This is a genomic window from Cetobacterium sp., assembly GCF_977044495.1.
Window position 1 is genome coordinate 1 of record NZ_CDRRQU010000020.1, and the last position, 16,464, is coordinate 16,464.

19 protein-coding genes are annotated in these 16,464 nt (G+C 31.6%); 6 read left to right on the forward strand and 13 right to left on the reverse strand.

All coding sequences use genetic code 11. The features are described from left to right. Nucleotides 1-284: 284 nt before the first annotated feature. From dapD to ACWI69_RS06365, 4 genes are all read right to left on the reverse strand, one after another. Nucleotides 285-986 carry a 2,3,4,5-tetrahydropyridine-2,6-dicarboxylate N-acetyltransferase gene (dapD, locus tag ACWI69_RS06350; RefSeq protein ID WP_448821009.1) on the reverse strand — a complete coding sequence of 234 codons (702 nt, stop codon included), beginning with the start codon at nucleotides 984-986 and terminating at the stop codon, nucleotides 285-287. Nucleotides 987-1,001: 15 nt separating this feature from the next. Continuing rightward, the gene (dapB, locus tag ACWI69_RS06355; protein ID WP_448821010.1) at nucleotides 1,002-1,700 is read right to left on the reverse strand and encodes a 4-hydroxy-tetrahydrodipicolinate reductase; all 699 of its coding nucleotides are present in this window, start codon (nucleotides 1,698-1,700) and stop codon (nucleotides 1,002-1,004) included. Next, complete coding sequence (dapA, locus tag ACWI69_RS06360) at nucleotides 1,697-2,572, reverse strand: 4-hydroxy-tetrahydrodipicolinate synthase (RefSeq protein WP_448821011.1); 876 nt, start codon at nucleotides 2,570-2,572, stop codon at nucleotides 1,697-1,699. The genes dapB and dapA overlap by 4 nt, the downstream gene beginning before the upstream one ends. Before the next feature lie 90 nt (nucleotides 2,573-2,662). Next, nucleotides 2,663-3,385, reverse strand: coding sequence for an amino acid kinase family protein (locus ACWI69_RS06365; protein WP_448821012.1), 723 nt, complete (start codon nucleotides 3,383-3,385; stop codon nucleotides 2,663-2,665). Between the two features lie 225 nt (nucleotides 3,386-3,610). Between ACWI69_RS06365 and ACWI69_RS06370 the strand changes: the two genes are divergently transcribed. The 4 genes from ACWI69_RS06370 (at nucleotide 3,611) to ACWI69_RS06385 (ending at nucleotide 6,284) form a co-directional block, all read left to right on the forward strand. Beyond that, on the forward strand, nucleotides 3,611-4,744 hold the full coding sequence (locus ACWI69_RS06370) for a M20 metallopeptidase family protein (protein ID WP_448821013.1): 1,134 nt from the start codon (nucleotides 3,611-3,613) through the stop codon (nucleotides 4,742-4,744). Next, on the forward strand, nucleotides 4,734-5,543 hold the full coding sequence (locus ACWI69_RS06375; protein WP_448821014.1) for a Cof-type HAD-IIB family hydrolase: 810 nt from the start codon (nucleotides 4,734-4,736) through the stop codon (nucleotides 5,541-5,543). Before ACWI69_RS06370 ends, ACWI69_RS06375 begins: the two co-directional genes overlap by 11 nt. Before the next feature lie 108 nt (nucleotides 5,544-5,651). Then, nucleotides 5,652-5,987: a DUF2023 family protein gene (locus tag ACWI69_RS06380; RefSeq protein WP_448821015.1), complete on the forward strand. Its 336-nt coding sequence runs from the start codon at nucleotides 5,652-5,654 to the stop codon at nucleotides 5,985-5,987. Between the two features lie 18 nt (nucleotides 5,988-6,005). Then, nucleotides 6,006-6,284 carry a DUF2325 domain-containing protein gene (locus ACWI69_RS06385; protein ID WP_023050799.1) on the forward strand — a complete coding sequence of 93 codons (279 nt, stop codon included), beginning with the start codon at nucleotides 6,006-6,008 and terminating at the stop codon, nucleotides 6,282-6,284. 83 nt (nucleotides 6,285-6,367) lie between these two features. On the opposite strand, the gene ACWI69_RS06390 is transcribed toward ACWI69_RS06385, so the two are convergent. After that, nucleotides 6,368-6,604 (reverse strand): hypothetical protein, encoded by a 237-nt coding sequence (locus tag ACWI69_RS06390; protein WP_448821016.1) that lies wholly within the window; start codon nucleotides 6,602-6,604, stop codon nucleotides 6,368-6,370. A gap of 432 nt (nucleotides 6,605-7,036) precedes the next feature. Between ACWI69_RS06390 and ACWI69_RS06395 the strand changes: the two genes are divergently transcribed. After that, nucleotides 7,037-8,134 carry a restriction endonuclease subunit S gene (locus ACWI69_RS06395; RefSeq protein WP_448821017.1) on the forward strand — a complete coding sequence of 366 codons (1,098 nt, stop codon included), beginning with the start codon at nucleotides 7,037-7,039 and terminating at the stop codon, nucleotides 8,132-8,134. Between the two features lie 10 nt (nucleotides 8,135-8,144). Here the strand turns inward: ACWI69_RS06395 and ACWI69_RS06400 are convergent, their stop codons facing one another. The 3 genes from ACWI69_RS06400 to ACWI69_RS06410 all read right to left on the reverse strand — a co-directional run bounded on the left by ACWI69_RS06400 (nucleotide 8,145) and on the right by ACWI69_RS06410 (nucleotide 12,037). Next, nucleotides 8,145-9,587, reverse strand: a complete 1,443-nt coding sequence (locus ACWI69_RS06400; protein ID WP_448821018.1) for a flippase — start codon at nucleotides 9,585-9,587, stop codon at nucleotides 8,145-8,147. Nucleotides 9,588-9,602: 15 nt separating this feature from the next. Beyond that, nucleotides 9,603-10,907: a Na+/H+ antiporter NhaC family protein gene (locus tag ACWI69_RS06405; RefSeq protein WP_448821019.1), complete on the reverse strand. Its 1,305-nt coding sequence runs from the start codon at nucleotides 10,905-10,907 to the stop codon at nucleotides 9,603-9,605. A gap of 116 nt (nucleotides 10,908-11,023) precedes the next feature. Further along, the gene (locus ACWI69_RS06410) at nucleotides 11,024-12,037 is read right to left on the reverse strand and encodes a PTS sugar transporter subunit IIC (RefSeq protein WP_448821020.1); all 1,014 of its coding nucleotides are present in this window, start codon (nucleotides 12,035-12,037) and stop codon (nucleotides 11,024-11,026) included. Between the two features lie 344 nt (nucleotides 12,038-12,381). Between ACWI69_RS06410 and ACWI69_RS06415 the strand changes: the two genes are divergently transcribed. Continuing rightward, nucleotides 12,382-12,759, forward strand: coding sequence for a RidA family protein (locus tag ACWI69_RS06415; RefSeq protein ID WP_448821021.1), 378 nt, complete (start codon nucleotides 12,382-12,384; stop codon nucleotides 12,757-12,759). Between the two features lie 26 nt (nucleotides 12,760-12,785). Here ACWI69_RS06415 and ACWI69_RS06420 read toward each other — a convergent pair whose 3' ends face one another. The 5 genes from ACWI69_RS06420 to ACWI69_RS06440 are packed head-to-tail and all read right to left on the reverse strand — an operon-like array spanning nucleotide 12,786 to nucleotide 16,464. After that, nucleotides 12,786-13,781, reverse strand: coding sequence for an RnfABCDGE type electron transport complex subunit B (locus ACWI69_RS06420; protein WP_448821022.1), 996 nt, complete (start codon nucleotides 13,779-13,781; stop codon nucleotides 12,786-12,788). A 15-nt stretch (nucleotides 13,782-13,796) separates the two neighbouring features. Continuing rightward, the gene (gene rsxA / locus ACWI69_RS06425) at nucleotides 13,797-14,381 is read right to left on the reverse strand and encodes an electron transport complex subunit RsxA (RefSeq protein WP_448821023.1); all 585 of its coding nucleotides are present in this window, start codon (nucleotides 14,379-14,381) and stop codon (nucleotides 13,797-13,799) included. A 3-nt stretch (nucleotides 14,382-14,384) separates the two neighbouring features. Then, the gene (locus tag ACWI69_RS06430; protein ID WP_448821024.1) at nucleotides 14,385-14,993 is read right to left on the reverse strand and encodes an RnfABCDGE type electron transport complex subunit E; all 609 of its coding nucleotides are present in this window, start codon (nucleotides 14,991-14,993) and stop codon (nucleotides 14,385-14,387) included. Further along, a complete protein-coding gene (locus ACWI69_RS06435) occupies nucleotides 14,993-15,532 on the reverse strand; it encodes an RnfABCDGE type electron transport complex subunit G (protein ID WP_448821025.1) in 540 nt (179 codons plus the stop codon). The genes ACWI69_RS06430 and ACWI69_RS06435 overlap by 1 nt, the downstream gene beginning before the upstream one ends. Further along, on the reverse strand, nucleotides 15,532-16,464 hold the full coding sequence (locus ACWI69_RS06440) for an RnfABCDGE type electron transport complex subunit D (RefSeq protein ID WP_448821026.1): 933 nt from the start codon (nucleotides 16,462-16,464) through the stop codon (nucleotides 15,532-15,534). Before ACWI69_RS06440 ends, ACWI69_RS06435 begins: the two co-directional genes overlap by 1 nt.

Genomic DNA, 16,464 nt, shown 5'->3' on the forward strand with positions numbered 1-16,464 from the left:
GCCAGGATCAAACTCTTCATTCAAATATATTTAAAGTCCAAAGACTTTACGTTTACACCATTTATTGGTTTGCCATTTCTGGCATTTTGTTATTTTCATAACTTCTGACTATTTTCTCTATTCGGTTGCTAATGTCCTTCAATAATTCTTGCCGGCGGTGTTTCCCGCTGACAAAAATTATAGTACCATAAATTTTGAACTTCGTCAACAAGTTTTTTTATTTTTTTCTTAAATATAAAAAAAAGATAGAAAATTATTATCTTTTCTACCTTCAAAATCATTTTTTATTTTCTTAAATCGTCAATCAACTTTGTTTTTTCGTCTGTTTTCTCATCTTTTAATTTTACAATTTTAGCAGGATTTCCCGCTACAACAGCACCCGCAGGAACATCTTGTAAAACAACAGCTCCTGCCGCTACAACAGCACCTTTTCCTACTCTCACTCCTTCAATTATAACCGCATTCGCACCAATCACAACATCATCTTCCACTATCACTGGTTGAGCTGATGGTGGCTCTATTACACCAGCCAATACCGTTCCTGCACCTATATGACATCTTTTTCCTACAATAGCCCTCCCGCCAAGTACAGCGTTCATATCTATCATAGTTTCTTCCCCAATCTCTGCTCCAATATTTACAATTGCGCCCATCATTATGACAGCATTATCACCAATTTTTACTCTATCTCTTATTACTGCACCTGGTTCAATTCTTGCGTTTATATTTTTAATATCAAGAAGAGGAACTCCTGAATTTCTCGCAATATTTTCTACAAAATAGTTCTTTATATTTTGTTTATTTTCTTCTATTACAGCTTCAATCTCTTTCCAATCTCCAATTAAAATGCTACTCTCTTCGCCTTTAAATAAAAAAATATTGTCATTTTTAAATTCTATTACTCCATTTATATAAGCCTTCGATAGCGTTTTTTTCTGAGAATTTTTTATAAAACTTATCAACTCTTCGGATGTTTCTAATTTCATTTTTGTACCACTCTCCTAATCAAAAATATCTTTCATTGTATATAATTCTGGTTGTTTTCCTATAAGAAATTCGGCACATTTTAAGGCACCAACTGCAAATATTTTTTTAGATAAAGCCTTATGTGATATCTCCACTACTTCATCTTCTCCTGCAAAAATAATTGTATGTTCGCCTACAATCGTTCCACCTCTCACTGAATGAACACCAATCTCTTTCTTTGCTCTTTTACCCACACCCTCTCTACCATAAATAACACTATATTTTTCACGTAAAGAGTTCTGAATATTTTCTGTAAATGTAACCGCTGTTCCGCTAGGCGAATCTATTTTTTTATTATGATGTTTTTCTATTATTTCTATATCGAAACTTTCTTCTAATTTTTGAACCAATTCTTCCAACACATCATTTATAGCGGCGATTCCTAGAGATGTATTGGATGATAATAATATAGGTATCTTTTTGGAGGTTTCTATAATTTTTTCTAAAACTTCCTCGCTATATCCTGTTGTGCATATCACTAATGGATACCCTCTCTCCACACATCCATCCAATAAATCGTTTATCTTACTAAAATGTGAAAAATCTATAACAACATCTATTTTTTTTTCAATATCTATCTCTTTGATATCATCTACAAAAGCAACTATTTTATCCGCTCCAACCTTTTTAAGAATTTTTCCCATTGCCCCTGTCCCGTGTACAGCTACTTTCAAAGCATTTCACCCACTTCTCCAAGTTCTTTTCTCAATATAGATATGTTCTTTTCATCCATATCACCTAAAGGTAAACGACATTTTCCAACATTTCTTCCTAAAATATTCATTGCTTCTTTTACTGGAATAGGATTGACCTCTACAAATAATGACTTAACTAAACCGTTGTATCTCAGCTGTATTCTTTGTGCTTCTTTTACATCCCCATTAAAAAAACTATAGATCATATTATGAACCACTTTAGGCTCTATGTTGGCTAAAACTGAAACTGCTCCAACAGCACCAATTGACATTAAGGGTATAATTATATCATCATTTCCTGAATACAATGCCAACCCAGGTACTGATCTTGCAACTTCACAAGCATATGATATATCACCACTAGCCTCTTTTAAAGCTACTATATTTTTATGTTTGGCCAACTTTTTTAATAGATTAATTGACAAGTTAACCCCTGTTCTTCCGGGAACATTGTATAGCATTATTGGTAAGTTCACAAATTCAGCTATAGATACAAAGTGTTTATATATACCATCCTCATTCCCTTTATTATAATAAGGAGTTACCAATAATAATCCATCAACACCTAATTTTTCATATTTTTTTGCTATCTCTATCGCTTGAATTGTGTTATTACTACCTGCTCCAACTATTATCGGTAGTCTCTTTCTATTTACTTCTATCACAGTTTCCACTATTTTAACTTTTTCATTATCTGTGAGTGTACTCGCTTCTCCTGTTGTTCCCAGTATTATAAGAGCATCTGTATTATTTTGACAATGATATTCCACTAATTCTGACACTTTTGAATAATTCACACTCATATCTTCATTAAATGGTGTTACCAGCGCTACTCCTGATCCTTTAAACATTCGTCTACCTCCATCACTGAATTATTCTTTACCACTATCCTTATCTTATCTTTTATGTTTAAAAATTTCAATTCATTTCTCACTTTTTTCTTACTCTACTATATAAGTTCCTTTTTCACTCCCAAGGCTTTCACCCACAAAAATTGGAACTCCATACTTTTTGCCGATCATTACCGCCTTTGCTTCCATAACTTTCGCACCATTTCTTGACATTTTTGCCATCTCATCATAAGATATTTTTTCAATTTTAGTAGCTAAACTATTTTTTTTTGGATCGTCAGTATAAACTCCATCTACATCTGTATAAATTTTACACTCACATCCTAAAATTCCGGCTAGAGCTACTGCTGTTGTGTCTGACCCACCTCTTCCCAAAGTCGTTATATCTCCACTTTCATTAACCCCTTGAAATCCAGCTACTATAACTATCTTTTGCTCTTTTAATTGATTTTCTAAGAACTCTTTATCTATACTCACAATCTCACTGTTACCATGTTCACCAAATGTTTTTAAACCAATCTGATATCCTGTATACGAAATAGCATTACATCCTATCGAATTTAAAGACAGCGATAATAACGCCGCACTTTGTTGCTCTCCTGTACTTATCAACATATCAATCTCTCTTTTGTTAGGAACACTCGCCAAAGAATATGCTTTTTTTAACAATTCATCTGTTGTTTTTCCCATTGCTGAAACCACTACCACTATTTCATCTATTTTTTCTTTCAATTCCTTTATATAATTCGCTATCTTTGATATCTTTTCCAAAGTAGCTACCGAACTTCCACCATATTTTAATACTATCCTCACAATAAATTCACCTCTTTTGCTATTTTCTATATTTTACTTCTTTTATGAGTGATTTTTAATTTATCAATTTTTTATTTTTTTTGTTCTATTTTTTTACTCTAACCGTTTTTAATAACTATATCTACAATCTCTAATCAGTTCATAAAATATGAATTATTAATATATATATTTGTCTTTATAAAAAAATAATACTATTATTTAAATAATTATACAGAGGAGGTAATTATGAATTTCTTGTTAGATGAAATTACAAAATATAGAAGAGACCTACATCAAATCCCCGAAATAGGTTTTAAAGAGTTTAAAACTCAAGAGTATATAATAAGTACATTAAAAAGTATGGGATATTCTCCAAATACAATTTGTGAAACTGGTGTTTACCTATATATTCCAGGAATAAAAAAAGAGTGTATTGCTTTTAGGGCTGATATAGATGCACTTGCAATTCAAGAGGAAACTAATTGTACGTTTACTTCAAAGCACAACGGTTTTATGCACGCTTGTGGACATGATGGACATAGCGCTACTCTTTTGACTTTTGCCAAATATTTAACAACAAAACCAACACAAAACTATAGCATCTTATTGATATTTCAACCTGCTGAAGAAGGACCAGGAGGAGCCAAATTCATATGTGAAAGTGGAATTTTAGAAAAATTCAATGTTAAAGAAATATATTCTTTCCATCTATTTCCAGATTTAGAAGAGGGAACTATTTCAACTAAGGCAGGTCCTTTTTTTGCTCAAGCTACAGAATTTGACTGCAGAGTTATCGGGAAAGGTGGTCACGGAGGAATGCCTCAAAAAACAATCGATCCTCTTATACCTTTCACTAAAATTATAGATTCTTATCAAAGTATTATTTCTAGAAATCTCTCTCCATTCAATGCTGGAGTCATAACGGTTGGTAAAATAAACGGTGGAACAACCAGAAATATAATCTCTAGCTCTATAGATTTTTATGGTACAATTAGAACATATTCCCAAGAAGATACCGATTTGATCATAGAAAGAATGAAAAAAATACATAACGGAATTGAAATCGCATTCAACATTAAAATAGAGGAAGAATTTAGAGTTCTTTATCCCCCTGTTATAAATGATGAAACTCTTTATAATAATTTCCTAAAAATTTCCAAAAGTTTTAATTTTATTCAAGGAGAAACTTTAGCTTTAGCTGAAGATTTTTCTTTTTATCAAGAAAAAATCCCCGGAATATTTTTTCTATTAGGAACTAGAAATAAAGAGAAAAATTTTATTTCACCTTTGCATAGCTCATCATTTAATTTTGATGAAAAAGTTCTTCTTGAAGGAGTTAAACTCTTTATAAAACTTTTGGAGGATAAAAATGAAATATAAAATGATTGTTAGTGACCTTGATGATACTCTTTTAAATTCTCACGGTAAAATATCTGATAAAGATAAAGAAGCCATAATAAAAGCTCAAGAAAATGGAGTTATATTTGTCCTTGCTTCTGGCAGACCTACATATGCAATGAGGGATTTAGCACAAGAATTAAAACTGGATAAATTCGGTAGCTTTATTCTTTCCTATAACGGTTCTATTATAACTAATTGCAAAACTAATCAAAATATTTCAGAAGAGACTCTCACTAAAGAAGACATCCACCTTCTGTATGATTTCAGCAAAAAAAATAATGTTGAAATAATTACCTATTTGGATGACTCAATTGTCTCTGAAGATTATAGCTCATATATTGAGGTTGAAGTTGAACTGACTAAAATGCCCTTTGAAAAAGTAAAAAATTTCAAAGCTACTATCGATAAAGATTGTGTTAAATGTATTTTACTAGCAGAACCAAAATATTTAAAACAGGTTGAAGAAAAATTAAAAGATGAACTTGGAAATGAATTTTCTATTTCTATATCTAAACCCTTTTTTTTAGAAGTCACAAAACTTGGTATTGACAAAGGCAGTTCACTACTCAAACTAGCTAAAAAATTAGGTATAGCTCAAAATGAAATAATTGCTATAGGTGATTCTTATAACGATTTACCTATGCTTAAAATAGTTGGTATGCCTACGTGTGTTGGAAATGCAAAATCTGAAATAAAAAATATTTGTAAATTCATTTCAACTTCGAATAATAATAGTGGAGTAGCGGGAATTATAGAAAATTTAATATTCAAAAAATAAAGTGGATTATCACTTTATTTTTTTATAAAAATACTTTGATAATAAAAATAATTGACATTTAAAATATGTTGTGTTAATATTTATATATCAAATTTTTGGAGGTAATCTATGGAAGTTTTTATTCATCATATATATGAATTTGAAAAAGGGATAAGAAATCTAATATTACACACTATTTCTGAAGACTTATTAAGTTTTGTAGAAAACAAATTAGAGACAAAAAAGATTGCTTATAAAATATATAAATTGAAAAATGGGAGATACAACGTTTTTTTTGGTGACGAATCTTGTATCAATGTTATAAAAAAGATTGACAAACCTAATTTATCTGAATATTCAGCTGAAGAAGACTTTATTCTTGGAATAATGTTAGGATATGATAGAAAAAAACAATGCGATAGATATATACAATTTAAAAATAAAAAGAATATAAAAGTTTCATAAAAAAGGGAGGTAAAGGAAATGATTGCTATTGTTGGTGGCTTAAAAAGGGGAGAGCGAGAGTACTTAGAACTATTAAAATCTTATAATTTAAAAGGAAAAGTTTACAATACTCAATGTCCAAATTTCTGTAAAAAAATTAAAAATTGTGAAATGTGCATAATCTTTACTAACTTAGTTAGTCACAATCTTTTAAATAACTGTAATAAAGTTTGTAAAACTCAAAATATACCAATCGTACACTTAAATAATAACAGCATCTCAAAACTAAAAGAAAATTTAGATAAAATGTATAAATGAAAAAATTATAAGTAAATGACTGTCAAATTATAAACATTTGATAGTCATTTTTTCTTTTTTTTGAACTAGTTTGTCCAAAAGACTTACTCATCAAAAAAACCCACACGTATTAAAGCTTCTAAAAACTCGTGTTCTCCATCAGCTTCTAACTTTTCTTTAAAAACTTTATTAACTTCGATTACTTCATCCTCTAAAAAAATATCTTTTTGGCATAAAGAGTTATAATAAAGTTGATACTCATTAAATCTGTTCTTATTCTTTAAACTTACCTCTATTTCTTGGAGTTTACCTTGAAAATCTAATTCTACAAATTTATCCACTATAAAACCTCCTTTTTTAATAAAGTATTTATATAATAAACAGCTTCATAATTACTTATACTATAATCTTTTTTTCAATTTTTTCAACAAATTTATCGTAATTATTATTAAAACAATTTTCTGTGGCTTTATTCGAGTATTTTCCTTTTAACAATATTAGGGCGAGAAGTCTCTCGCCTCTAGATGAACCTTCTTGACACCCGTTTGTATTAATGCTAAAATCAGTTAAAAAGTAAAAATAGAAAAAAAGTAATTAAAGTGCTTCCAGTAAACTCATAAAATAGGGTAAGAATTCAAGCAGAAACCTCTATGGGTTATAAAGTTGCTTATGAAATAGATGGAGGAAAAAATGTCAAGTACACAAAGAGCTGAATTACAATCACAAATTTGGAAAATAGTCAATGCTGTTCGTAGTTCAACAGGTGAAATCGTATGAGTAAATTGGAACAACTTATCAACAAGCTTTGTCCTAATGGAGTTGAGTATAAAACTTTATCAGATGTTCTTAAAATAAAAAATGGAAAAGATTACAAACAATTTAAAGAAGGCAATATTCCAGTTTATGGTTCTGGAGGTATTATAGCATATATAGATGTTTTTGTTTTAAATAAACCATCAGTATTAATTCCTAGAAAAGGGTCTATAGACAAATTATATTATGTAGAAAAACCATTTTGGACAGTAGATACAATTTTTTACACAGAAATATATACAGATATTGTAATTCCAAAATTTGTTTTTTATTATCTGCAAAAAGAACATCTTGAGAAATATAATATTGCTGGTGGAGTACCAAGTTTGACACAAGCAGTGTTAAATAAAATTTCTTTTCCAATCCCACCGCTACCAGTACAAGAGGAGATTGTGCGTATTTTAGATACATTTGCTGAGCTTACAACTGAGCTTACAACTGAGCTTACAATGAGAAAACAACAGTACGAATATTTTGAAACAACTCTTTTATTTGATTCAAAATATCCAAGAGTTTTATTAAAAGATGTTTGTACTGTTAATCAAGGATTACAAATACCAATAAATCAAAGAAAAACAGAAAATGGAGAGAATAGGTATTTTTATATAACAGTTCAATTTCTTAAAGGCGATAACGAAGACAAGTACTATATTGAAAATCCTAATGAAAGTGTAATTTGTATCTTAGTTACTCGTACGGGGAGTACAGGAAAAATTATAACTGGGGTTCATGGATGCTTTCATAATAATTTCTTTAAAGTAAATTGTTTTAATACAATTAATAAAAGGTATATGTATTATTTTTTAAATAGTCAAGTGATGTTTAGAAAATTATTACATACTGCATCAGGAGGTACAGTTCCTGATTTACCCCATAACAAATTTTATAAGTTAGAAATTCCCTTACCCTCTCTTGAAGAGCAACAGCGTATTGTGGATATCCTTGATAGATTTGATACTCTTGTAAATGATATTAAAATAGGATTACCGGCAGAGATAGAGGCACGTCAAAGACAATATGAGTATTATCGTGATAAGTTACTTACCTTTAAAAAATAAAAAGATTGCACTAAATATGCAATCTTTTTTTTATCAATCCAATCCAACTTAAAATTCTCTTATTTTTCAATACAATAAGTATAGAGAAATATAGAATTCCATATATTACAGGAACTGTTAATAAAGATACTAAATTTCCAAAATTTCTGATGTATCCAACTTTTAAATATATTCCATAGGCTATTGCAATTCCAACAAGAACTGTAATAACTCTATCTTTTGTCAAAAGTTTATAATCCTTATACAATTTCTTCATTTTTCTAACTTTGATTAATGCAACTATTATTTCAGTGATCAAGGTTGCTAAAGCTGCTCCATTCCTCAAGTAAACTGGAATAAAAAAATAGTTCAGTCCTATATTTAAGATTACACCAAGTATGGATATTATCAATATATCTTTTTCTAAATCATTTGGTAATAAAACCTGTCCACCAATAAAAGAACCCAAGGCTAAAAAACCTAAACATGGCGACATTATAATCATTGTTTCTATTGCCCCTTTAAAATCTGGACCAGAGAATAAAAGTGTGAACTCTCTGGCTAAAATCATCATTAATAAAGTCGCTGGAACTCCAACTATAAAGCAGTAATCTATAAAAATATCCATATTTATATATATATTCTCTTTTTCCTTTTTCTTGATAGCTCCAATTATTCTAGGCGATAACACTGTCCCTAAAGTTAAAATCACTGGTAACACCATCTTATACATTTTAACAGCTGCCGTATACAATCCAACTTCACTATCGTCCACCATAATCCCCAACATTGTTGTATCAATACTTCCATATATACCTATCGTAAAAATATATAGAAAAATTATTAACATACTCTTCGTATGTCTTTTGAAATTCAAATTCTTAAAATAAAAATATTTTCTCATACTAATTACATCTATGATTCTTGCCAATACCTCTGGAACCACTAAAAGTGAAGCATATAGATAATAATCCTTTGGAGTTTTTATAAAATAAAACAAAAATCCCAGTGATAAAATTCTAATTGTGAATGATCTTATTAATCTTCTTTTATGATTTTCCATAACAACAAAAAAATGATTTATATGAAAACACTCAAACAAGACTTGAATTGCAAAAATATAAAATATTAATCTCTCTTGATAGAACTTTCCATATATTTGAACTGTGATTAATAAAAGAGCTAAAGAACCCACACTGCTTAAAATTGTCATTACAAATAACTCTGTAAATATTTTTTTAAATTCGAGCCAATCTCCGATTCCTCTAGCTTTAGATAACTCCTTTATTCCATAATTTGGAGCTCCCAAGACTGAAAGGATTAAAAAATAGGCTACAACACCTTGTACAAAGTATACCTTTCCCAAGTACTCCGGCATCAATACCCGAGATACATATGGAAAAGTTATTATTGGAAAAATTGTATTACTTATTATTAGTAGAACGTTATAAAGATAATTTTTAGAAACTGACATCTGACATCTTCCTCTTTACGATTCTTTTGGATTATAAAATATATATATCACTGTAAATACACCCAGTATCATTTGATACCATAACAATGGTATTATATCAAACGGAGAAACTTTGCCTCCTGCAAAACTCAGCATTATAAGCATCTGAGCTCCATAAGGAATCGCTCCCTGAGCAATACACGAAAATATATCTAAAACTGACGCACTTTTTTTAGGGTCTACCCCATATTTATCAGATATCGTCTTAGCTATTGGTCCATTTATTATTATAGCTACGGTGTTATTTGCTACAGCCATATCCGTTAAAGTAACCAACAGAGCCATTCCTATTTGGGCACTTTTGACTCCTTTTATTCTTCTTTCAATTGCACTCATTATCCAATCTACTCCACCAGCTTTTGTCACCAATGAAGCCAATCCACCCGTCAAAAGAGATAATAAAAATATCTCCGTCATCCCTGTGAACCCATTGTAAATTTCCTTGGCATATCCCAACCAAGTAAAGTCTCCGTAGAATAATCCTATAGCTCCAGACAGTGCTATTCCTGCTGTCAACACCACAAAAACGTTTATCCCTATTAAAGAAAGAGTTAAAACAAATATATATGGTAGAACTTTTATTATATTAAAAGCATATACCTCAGTTTCTGGAGCTATTTCAGGTCTTCCAAAAATTATTAGAAGTATCAACGTCAAAATTGCTGCAGGTGCTGCAATTTTTATATTTACTTTGAATTTGTCTTTCATATCAACGCCTTGAGTTCTTGTTGCAGCAATTGTTGTATCAGAAATTATTGAAAGGTTGTCTCCAAACATTGCTCCACCCATTAAAGCTGCCAAAACCAATGACATTGAAACTCCACTTTTTTCTGCCAATCCAACAGCTATCGGTGCCAAAGATACAATTGAACCCACAGATGTCCCTGTGGCTGTTGAAATAAATCCGGCAATTACAAATAATCCTGGAGCTATATAATGAGAAGGTACATATGTCAATCCTAAGTTAACTGTTGAATCTACTCCACCTATGGATTTCGATACAATTGCAAAGCCACCAGCTAATAAATATATTATACACATTGTTATAATATCCTGATGCCCACACCCTTCTAAAAAAGTTTCAAATTTCTCTTTTATGCTACCTCTGAACAATAAAAAAGCTACAACTATTCCAGGAAAAATAGCAATTGGTGCTGGCAATTGATAAAACGCCAACTCTACACCCATAGAATCTAAAATAATTCCACTTCCTAAATAGAGTCCAACGAAAACTAAAAAAGGAATCAATCCCGTAAAATTTCCCTTCGTCTTTGTGTTCATTTTTTCCCCCTTTTTTTATTTTTTGTATATTTTTATGAGTATACATTATTTTTTATAATTTATCAAACTTTTACTAAAAAAAAGTTCCAGCAGAACTGGAACTTTTTTAATAGCTATTACCCTCTTATTTCGGCAACAGTCTTAATTTTATAATTTTTAAATACAATTGATCCCACATATCCTGTTGCTATACCAGCTACCGCACACAATCCAGCTGTTATTAATACCTCTTTAGCAGGATTAAATCCAAACATTACTGCGAATCCAGCGATTGGTGTAGCTGTTCCAGTTGCATTGTTGATTAATCCAAAGTAGTTTACTATCATACCAGCTATTCCTCCACCAATGAAGTTTGTAGCAAACACTGGAATTGGATTTGCAGAAATTATATCTGCTTGAGTCAATGGCTCAATAGCTACTGCTATTGTTATCGATCTATCTCCAAATTTCATTCTATCGAAGAATACATAATTCATAAATGACGATGCCATTACTGACAATGCTCCTATTGCCATTGGTAAACCAGTTAATCCTAACATTGCTGTTAAAGCCATTGAACTTATTGGAGCTGTAGCAACCACTGTTATAACTCCTCCCAAGATAAATGCCATTACGTACGGACTAGCCGATTGAGCTGCTATAATTATATCTCCAATCGTTTGTAAAGCAAATGTAACTCCCGGAGAAACAAACTGAGCTATTCCTCTTCCTAAAGGTGCTGCTAAACAAATAATTACTATTAAATCCAATCCATCAGGAATTTTTTCTTCTAATTTAGGAATAATAAATGACATTACATATCCGGCAATAAATCCAGGGATGATTCCCATTCCTCCACAAACTACACCTAACATAACGGCATAAACTGGGCTCACTCCTAAAGCTAATGGTACTAAAGTTGCTGCTGCAACTCCTCCCATTGATCCTGCTGACGCCCCAACCTCTCCTAAAAATTTAATTCCTAAAAGATCTCCACCAACATATAATTGAAAAGCTTCTACTAAGAAACTTGCTGTCGCTGCTCCTGCTAACGCTCCCATAGCTTTCATTCCTTTTGGTGCTTTTAAACTAAATCCAGTAAAAAATGCTAAAACCAATAATAATAATACTGTACCTTTTAATAATTCCATTTTCCCTCTTTCCTTCGATATACTTGTTAAAAAAATAACAATATATCAATTTTGACTTTTTTCTCACAGAATTGATTATACCTTACATTTTATAAAAAGTAAAGTATTTTTTTAAAATTTATGTTTATTTTTAAAACATTTCAACATATGTTTAACACATTTAATCTATACTTTACATTATTATTTCTTTTCAGTTTTTTATCTGAATATTTTTTATAAAAACATGAACCTTTCTTCACAAACGTTATTTCTATACCTCCTACAAATTAGTATTTTGTAGGTTGTTTATGTAATAATTTTATGTTAGAATTTGATTATCTAAATTTAACTGGGAGGTATTTATAATGAAAAAAGTTATCAACACTAGCAAAGCTCCTGCAGCTATTGGTCCTTACTCACAAGCAATCGAAGTAAATGGGACACTATATGTTTCTGGACAAATTCCATTCGTCCCTGAAACTATGACTATCGTATCTGATGATGTTAAAGAACAAACTAAACAGTCTCTAGAAAACGTTAAAGCAATTTTAGAAGAGGCTGGATACTCATTAAAAGACGTTGTTAAAGCTGGAGTTTTCATTAAAGACATGAACGATTTTGCTGCTATCAATGAAGTTTACGCAGAATATTTAGGAGAAGTTAAACCTGCTAGGGCGTGTGTTGAAGTTGCCAGATTACCTAGAGATGTTAAAGTTGAAATTGAAGTTATCGCTGTAAAGTGAAAAAGATGAGGAACCCCTCATCTTTTTTATATATTTTGAATATTCATTTTTATAGCAGAGAACTTACATTTATCATAGCACAACTGACAACCTATACATTTTGATTGATCTATTTTGTACTTCTGCTTAATCTCTCCCTCTATACACTTCATCGGACAAACTCTGGCACAAGCAGAACAACCTATACATTTCTCCTCAATTATCTCTGCCTTCTTTATCTCTTTAACTTCGCTATTGATAGCTTTAGTTGGACATTTTACAGCACACAGTCCACACTCTACACATTTCTCTGGATTTATTCTCGCCACATTATTTTTTATTTCAATTGCATCTACCGGACAGGCTTTTTGACAAAGTCCACAAGCTATACATGCAACTGTACAAGATTTTCTAGCAACTACACCCTTATCTCTTGACATACAATTAACCGTCACTCTTTTATCCAACGGTAACATCTCTATCAATCTTTTTGGACATGTTGTTACACATTTTTTACATGATACACACTTCTCTTCATCTATATTTACAATCCCTTTTTCGGTAACTGTTATCGCATCTACTGGACAAACCTTAACACAATCCCCATATCCCAAACAACCGTATTTACAAGATTTATCTCCGCCTGCATACAAATTTATCGCAGCACAAGTTGTTAGTTCTCCTTCAAATTCATATGTTTTGCTTGTTCTTGTACAGTCACCCTGACATAGTAACTTTGCTACCATTTTGGGTCCAGATGTGTCAACCGTAGCCCCCATAACTTTCGCTATTTCCTCTGCTACTGCCGGTCCTCCTGGCGAGCAGGCTGTCATTTCTGCACCATTTAAAGCGATAGCTTCAGCATAACCAGAGCACCCCGGATATCCACACGCTCCACAATTTATTCCGGGAAGTATCTCTTGAATAGCTTCTACCTTTTCATCAACCTTCACTTCAAACTTCTTAGAAGCATAGGCTAAAAATAGTCCCATTGCTAACCCTGTTCCTCCCAATGATAAAACAGGAAATAATATCGATTCCATTAACCTACCTCCAATCTATATTTGCATTCCGCTGAATCCCATAAAAGCCATTGCTAAAAGTCCTGCTGAAATAAATGCAATAGGAACTCCTTTAAATGGTCCTGGAATAGCTGCATATTCTATTCTTTCCCTTATTCCCGCCAATAGCACTAAAGCTAATGTAAAACCAATTGCTACAGCTGCTCCATTTATAACAGATTCTATAAAGTTATATTCCTGTTGAATATTTAAAATGGCAATACCTAGCACCGCACAGTTTGTTGTTATAAGTGGCAAGAAAACACCTAGAGCTTTGTATAAATTTGGTGAAGTTTTCTGAATTGCCATCTCCACAAATTGAACCAATGAAGCTATTATCAATATAAAAGCTATTGTCTGTAAATACTCCAATTGTAGTGGTACTAACAAATAGTTATAGATTGTCCAAGTTACTCCAGAAGCTAATGCCATAACAAAAGTTACTGCCATACCCATTCCAATTGATGACTCTACCTTTTTAGAAACTCCCATGAACGGACAAATTCCTAAAAATTTAGCAAATATTATATTTTGAATAAAAATTGCTGTTATTATTAAACTGAATATTTTTGCAAAATCCATTTTTTATTTCACCCCACTCTTTTTAGCTTTAATATAATTCTGAGTAGCGATTATAAAACCAATTGTTATAAACGCACCAGGTGCCAATATAAATATTAAAGCTGGTGTAAAGGACGCTGGTGTTACAGGTATTCCAAATGCTGTTCCATTTCCTAAAATTTCTCTGATTGTTCCTAATAGAGTTAGAGCCAATGTAAATCCTAATCCTGCCCCAATTCCATCCAATATTGATTTAAAAACAGTATTTTTTGAAGCGAAACTTTCAGCTCTACCAAGTACAATACAGTTAACAACAATCAAAGGAATAAATAGTCCTAAAACTTTATATAAATCTGGCAAATATGCTTTCATAACCATTTCCACTATGGTAACCAATGACGCTATTACCATAATAAAGGCTGGTATTCTAACCTTATCAGGAATAAAACTTTTTATCATTGATATTAACATATTTGAAAAAATTATTACTGACATTGTTGCAAGCCCCATTGCCATACCATTTATTGATGATGATGTAACACCTAATGTTGGACACAACCCAAGTAAAAGTACAAATACTGGATTTTCTTTTATTATTCCATTTAATAATATCTCTTTATTTGACTTTGCCATTATTTTTTATTCACCCCACTATTAAAGCTATTTAGAGCTCTTTTAATCCCTGTATAAACGGCACTTGGTGATATTGTTGCTCCTGCAAATCCATCTGCTGATTTATTGAATTCATAAGAAGCATCCTTTCCAATAGCTTTCTTTTGCCATTCTGAATCTAATATTTTTGACCCTAAACCTGGTGTCTCTTGGCTACCTATTATATTTAATCCTGTTACTCTTCCTCTTCTGTCAATTCCCAATACGAAATCTATATTAGCAGCGTATCCCGGCTGAGAAACTGTAACCACATATCCCACAGGTTTTCCATCCGATCCATTTCCAGGAATAAATTCCAATTCATCTACTTTCACTGTTGCATTTTCATCAAATGATTCAGCTTTTGGTAAAACCATTATTCTCGCTGCATTTACTGCCGCTCTTTCATTTTCTTTTATAACTTTCTGTGTTGCCCCATTGACTACGGATAAAATTCCAGCAGAAATTGACGCTATAAGCGTTAAAACGATACTATAATGTATAAATCTATTTCTTTCCATTATCTTACCTCCCCAAATTTTTTAGGGCTTGTATATCGATTTATTAATGGTACAAATCCATTCATTATAAGAATTGAGTATGCTACTCCTTCCGGGTAACCACCTTTAAATCTAATTAATGACACCAAAACTCCAATTCCAAAAGCAAAAATAGCCCTTCCTTTAGTCGTATGTGGGGAAGTTACCATATCTGTTGCCATGAAAAACGCTCCTAAAAATAATCCTCCCGAAAAAATATGTAAAAATGGATTTGCTCCTGCTATTAAAGAAGCTATAAATACTGTTCCAATCATTATTGTTGGAACTTTCCAATCTATCTGTTTTTTATAGATTAAATATAACCCTCCTAAAAGAATAGCTAAAACAGATGTTTCTCCTAAACATCCACCCATTCTACCTATAAATGTATTCAAATATAGGTTTCCTCCCTCTATTAAAGCACTATCCGTCGCTAGACCTCTTTTCATTGCATCTAAAAGGGTAGCTCCCCCCACATCATCATACATAAATGTTGTTATTGCAACTGGCCAAGAGGCTTGAACAAATGCTCTTCCAACTAAAGCTGGATTAAATATATTATGTCCTAATCCACCAAACACCATTTTCCCTAGAGCTATCGAAACTACTGCTCCAACTACAACATATATTAAAGACATATATGGTGGTATTACAAAAGCATATAAAATTCCTGTTATAATGGCACTTCCATCAAAAATTTGTACGTCTTGTTTCATTAACTTTTGACACACAAACTCAGTCACCATACATGATAGAATAGATACCGCTGTTACCACTATCGCCCTAATTCCAAAAAAATAGCATGCCGCTAAAAGTGCTGGAAGTAATGCTATTATTACATCATACATTACATCATCAACAGTTTCCTTAGTTCTTATATGAGGCGATGGCCCCACCTTTAAAATTTTCGCCAC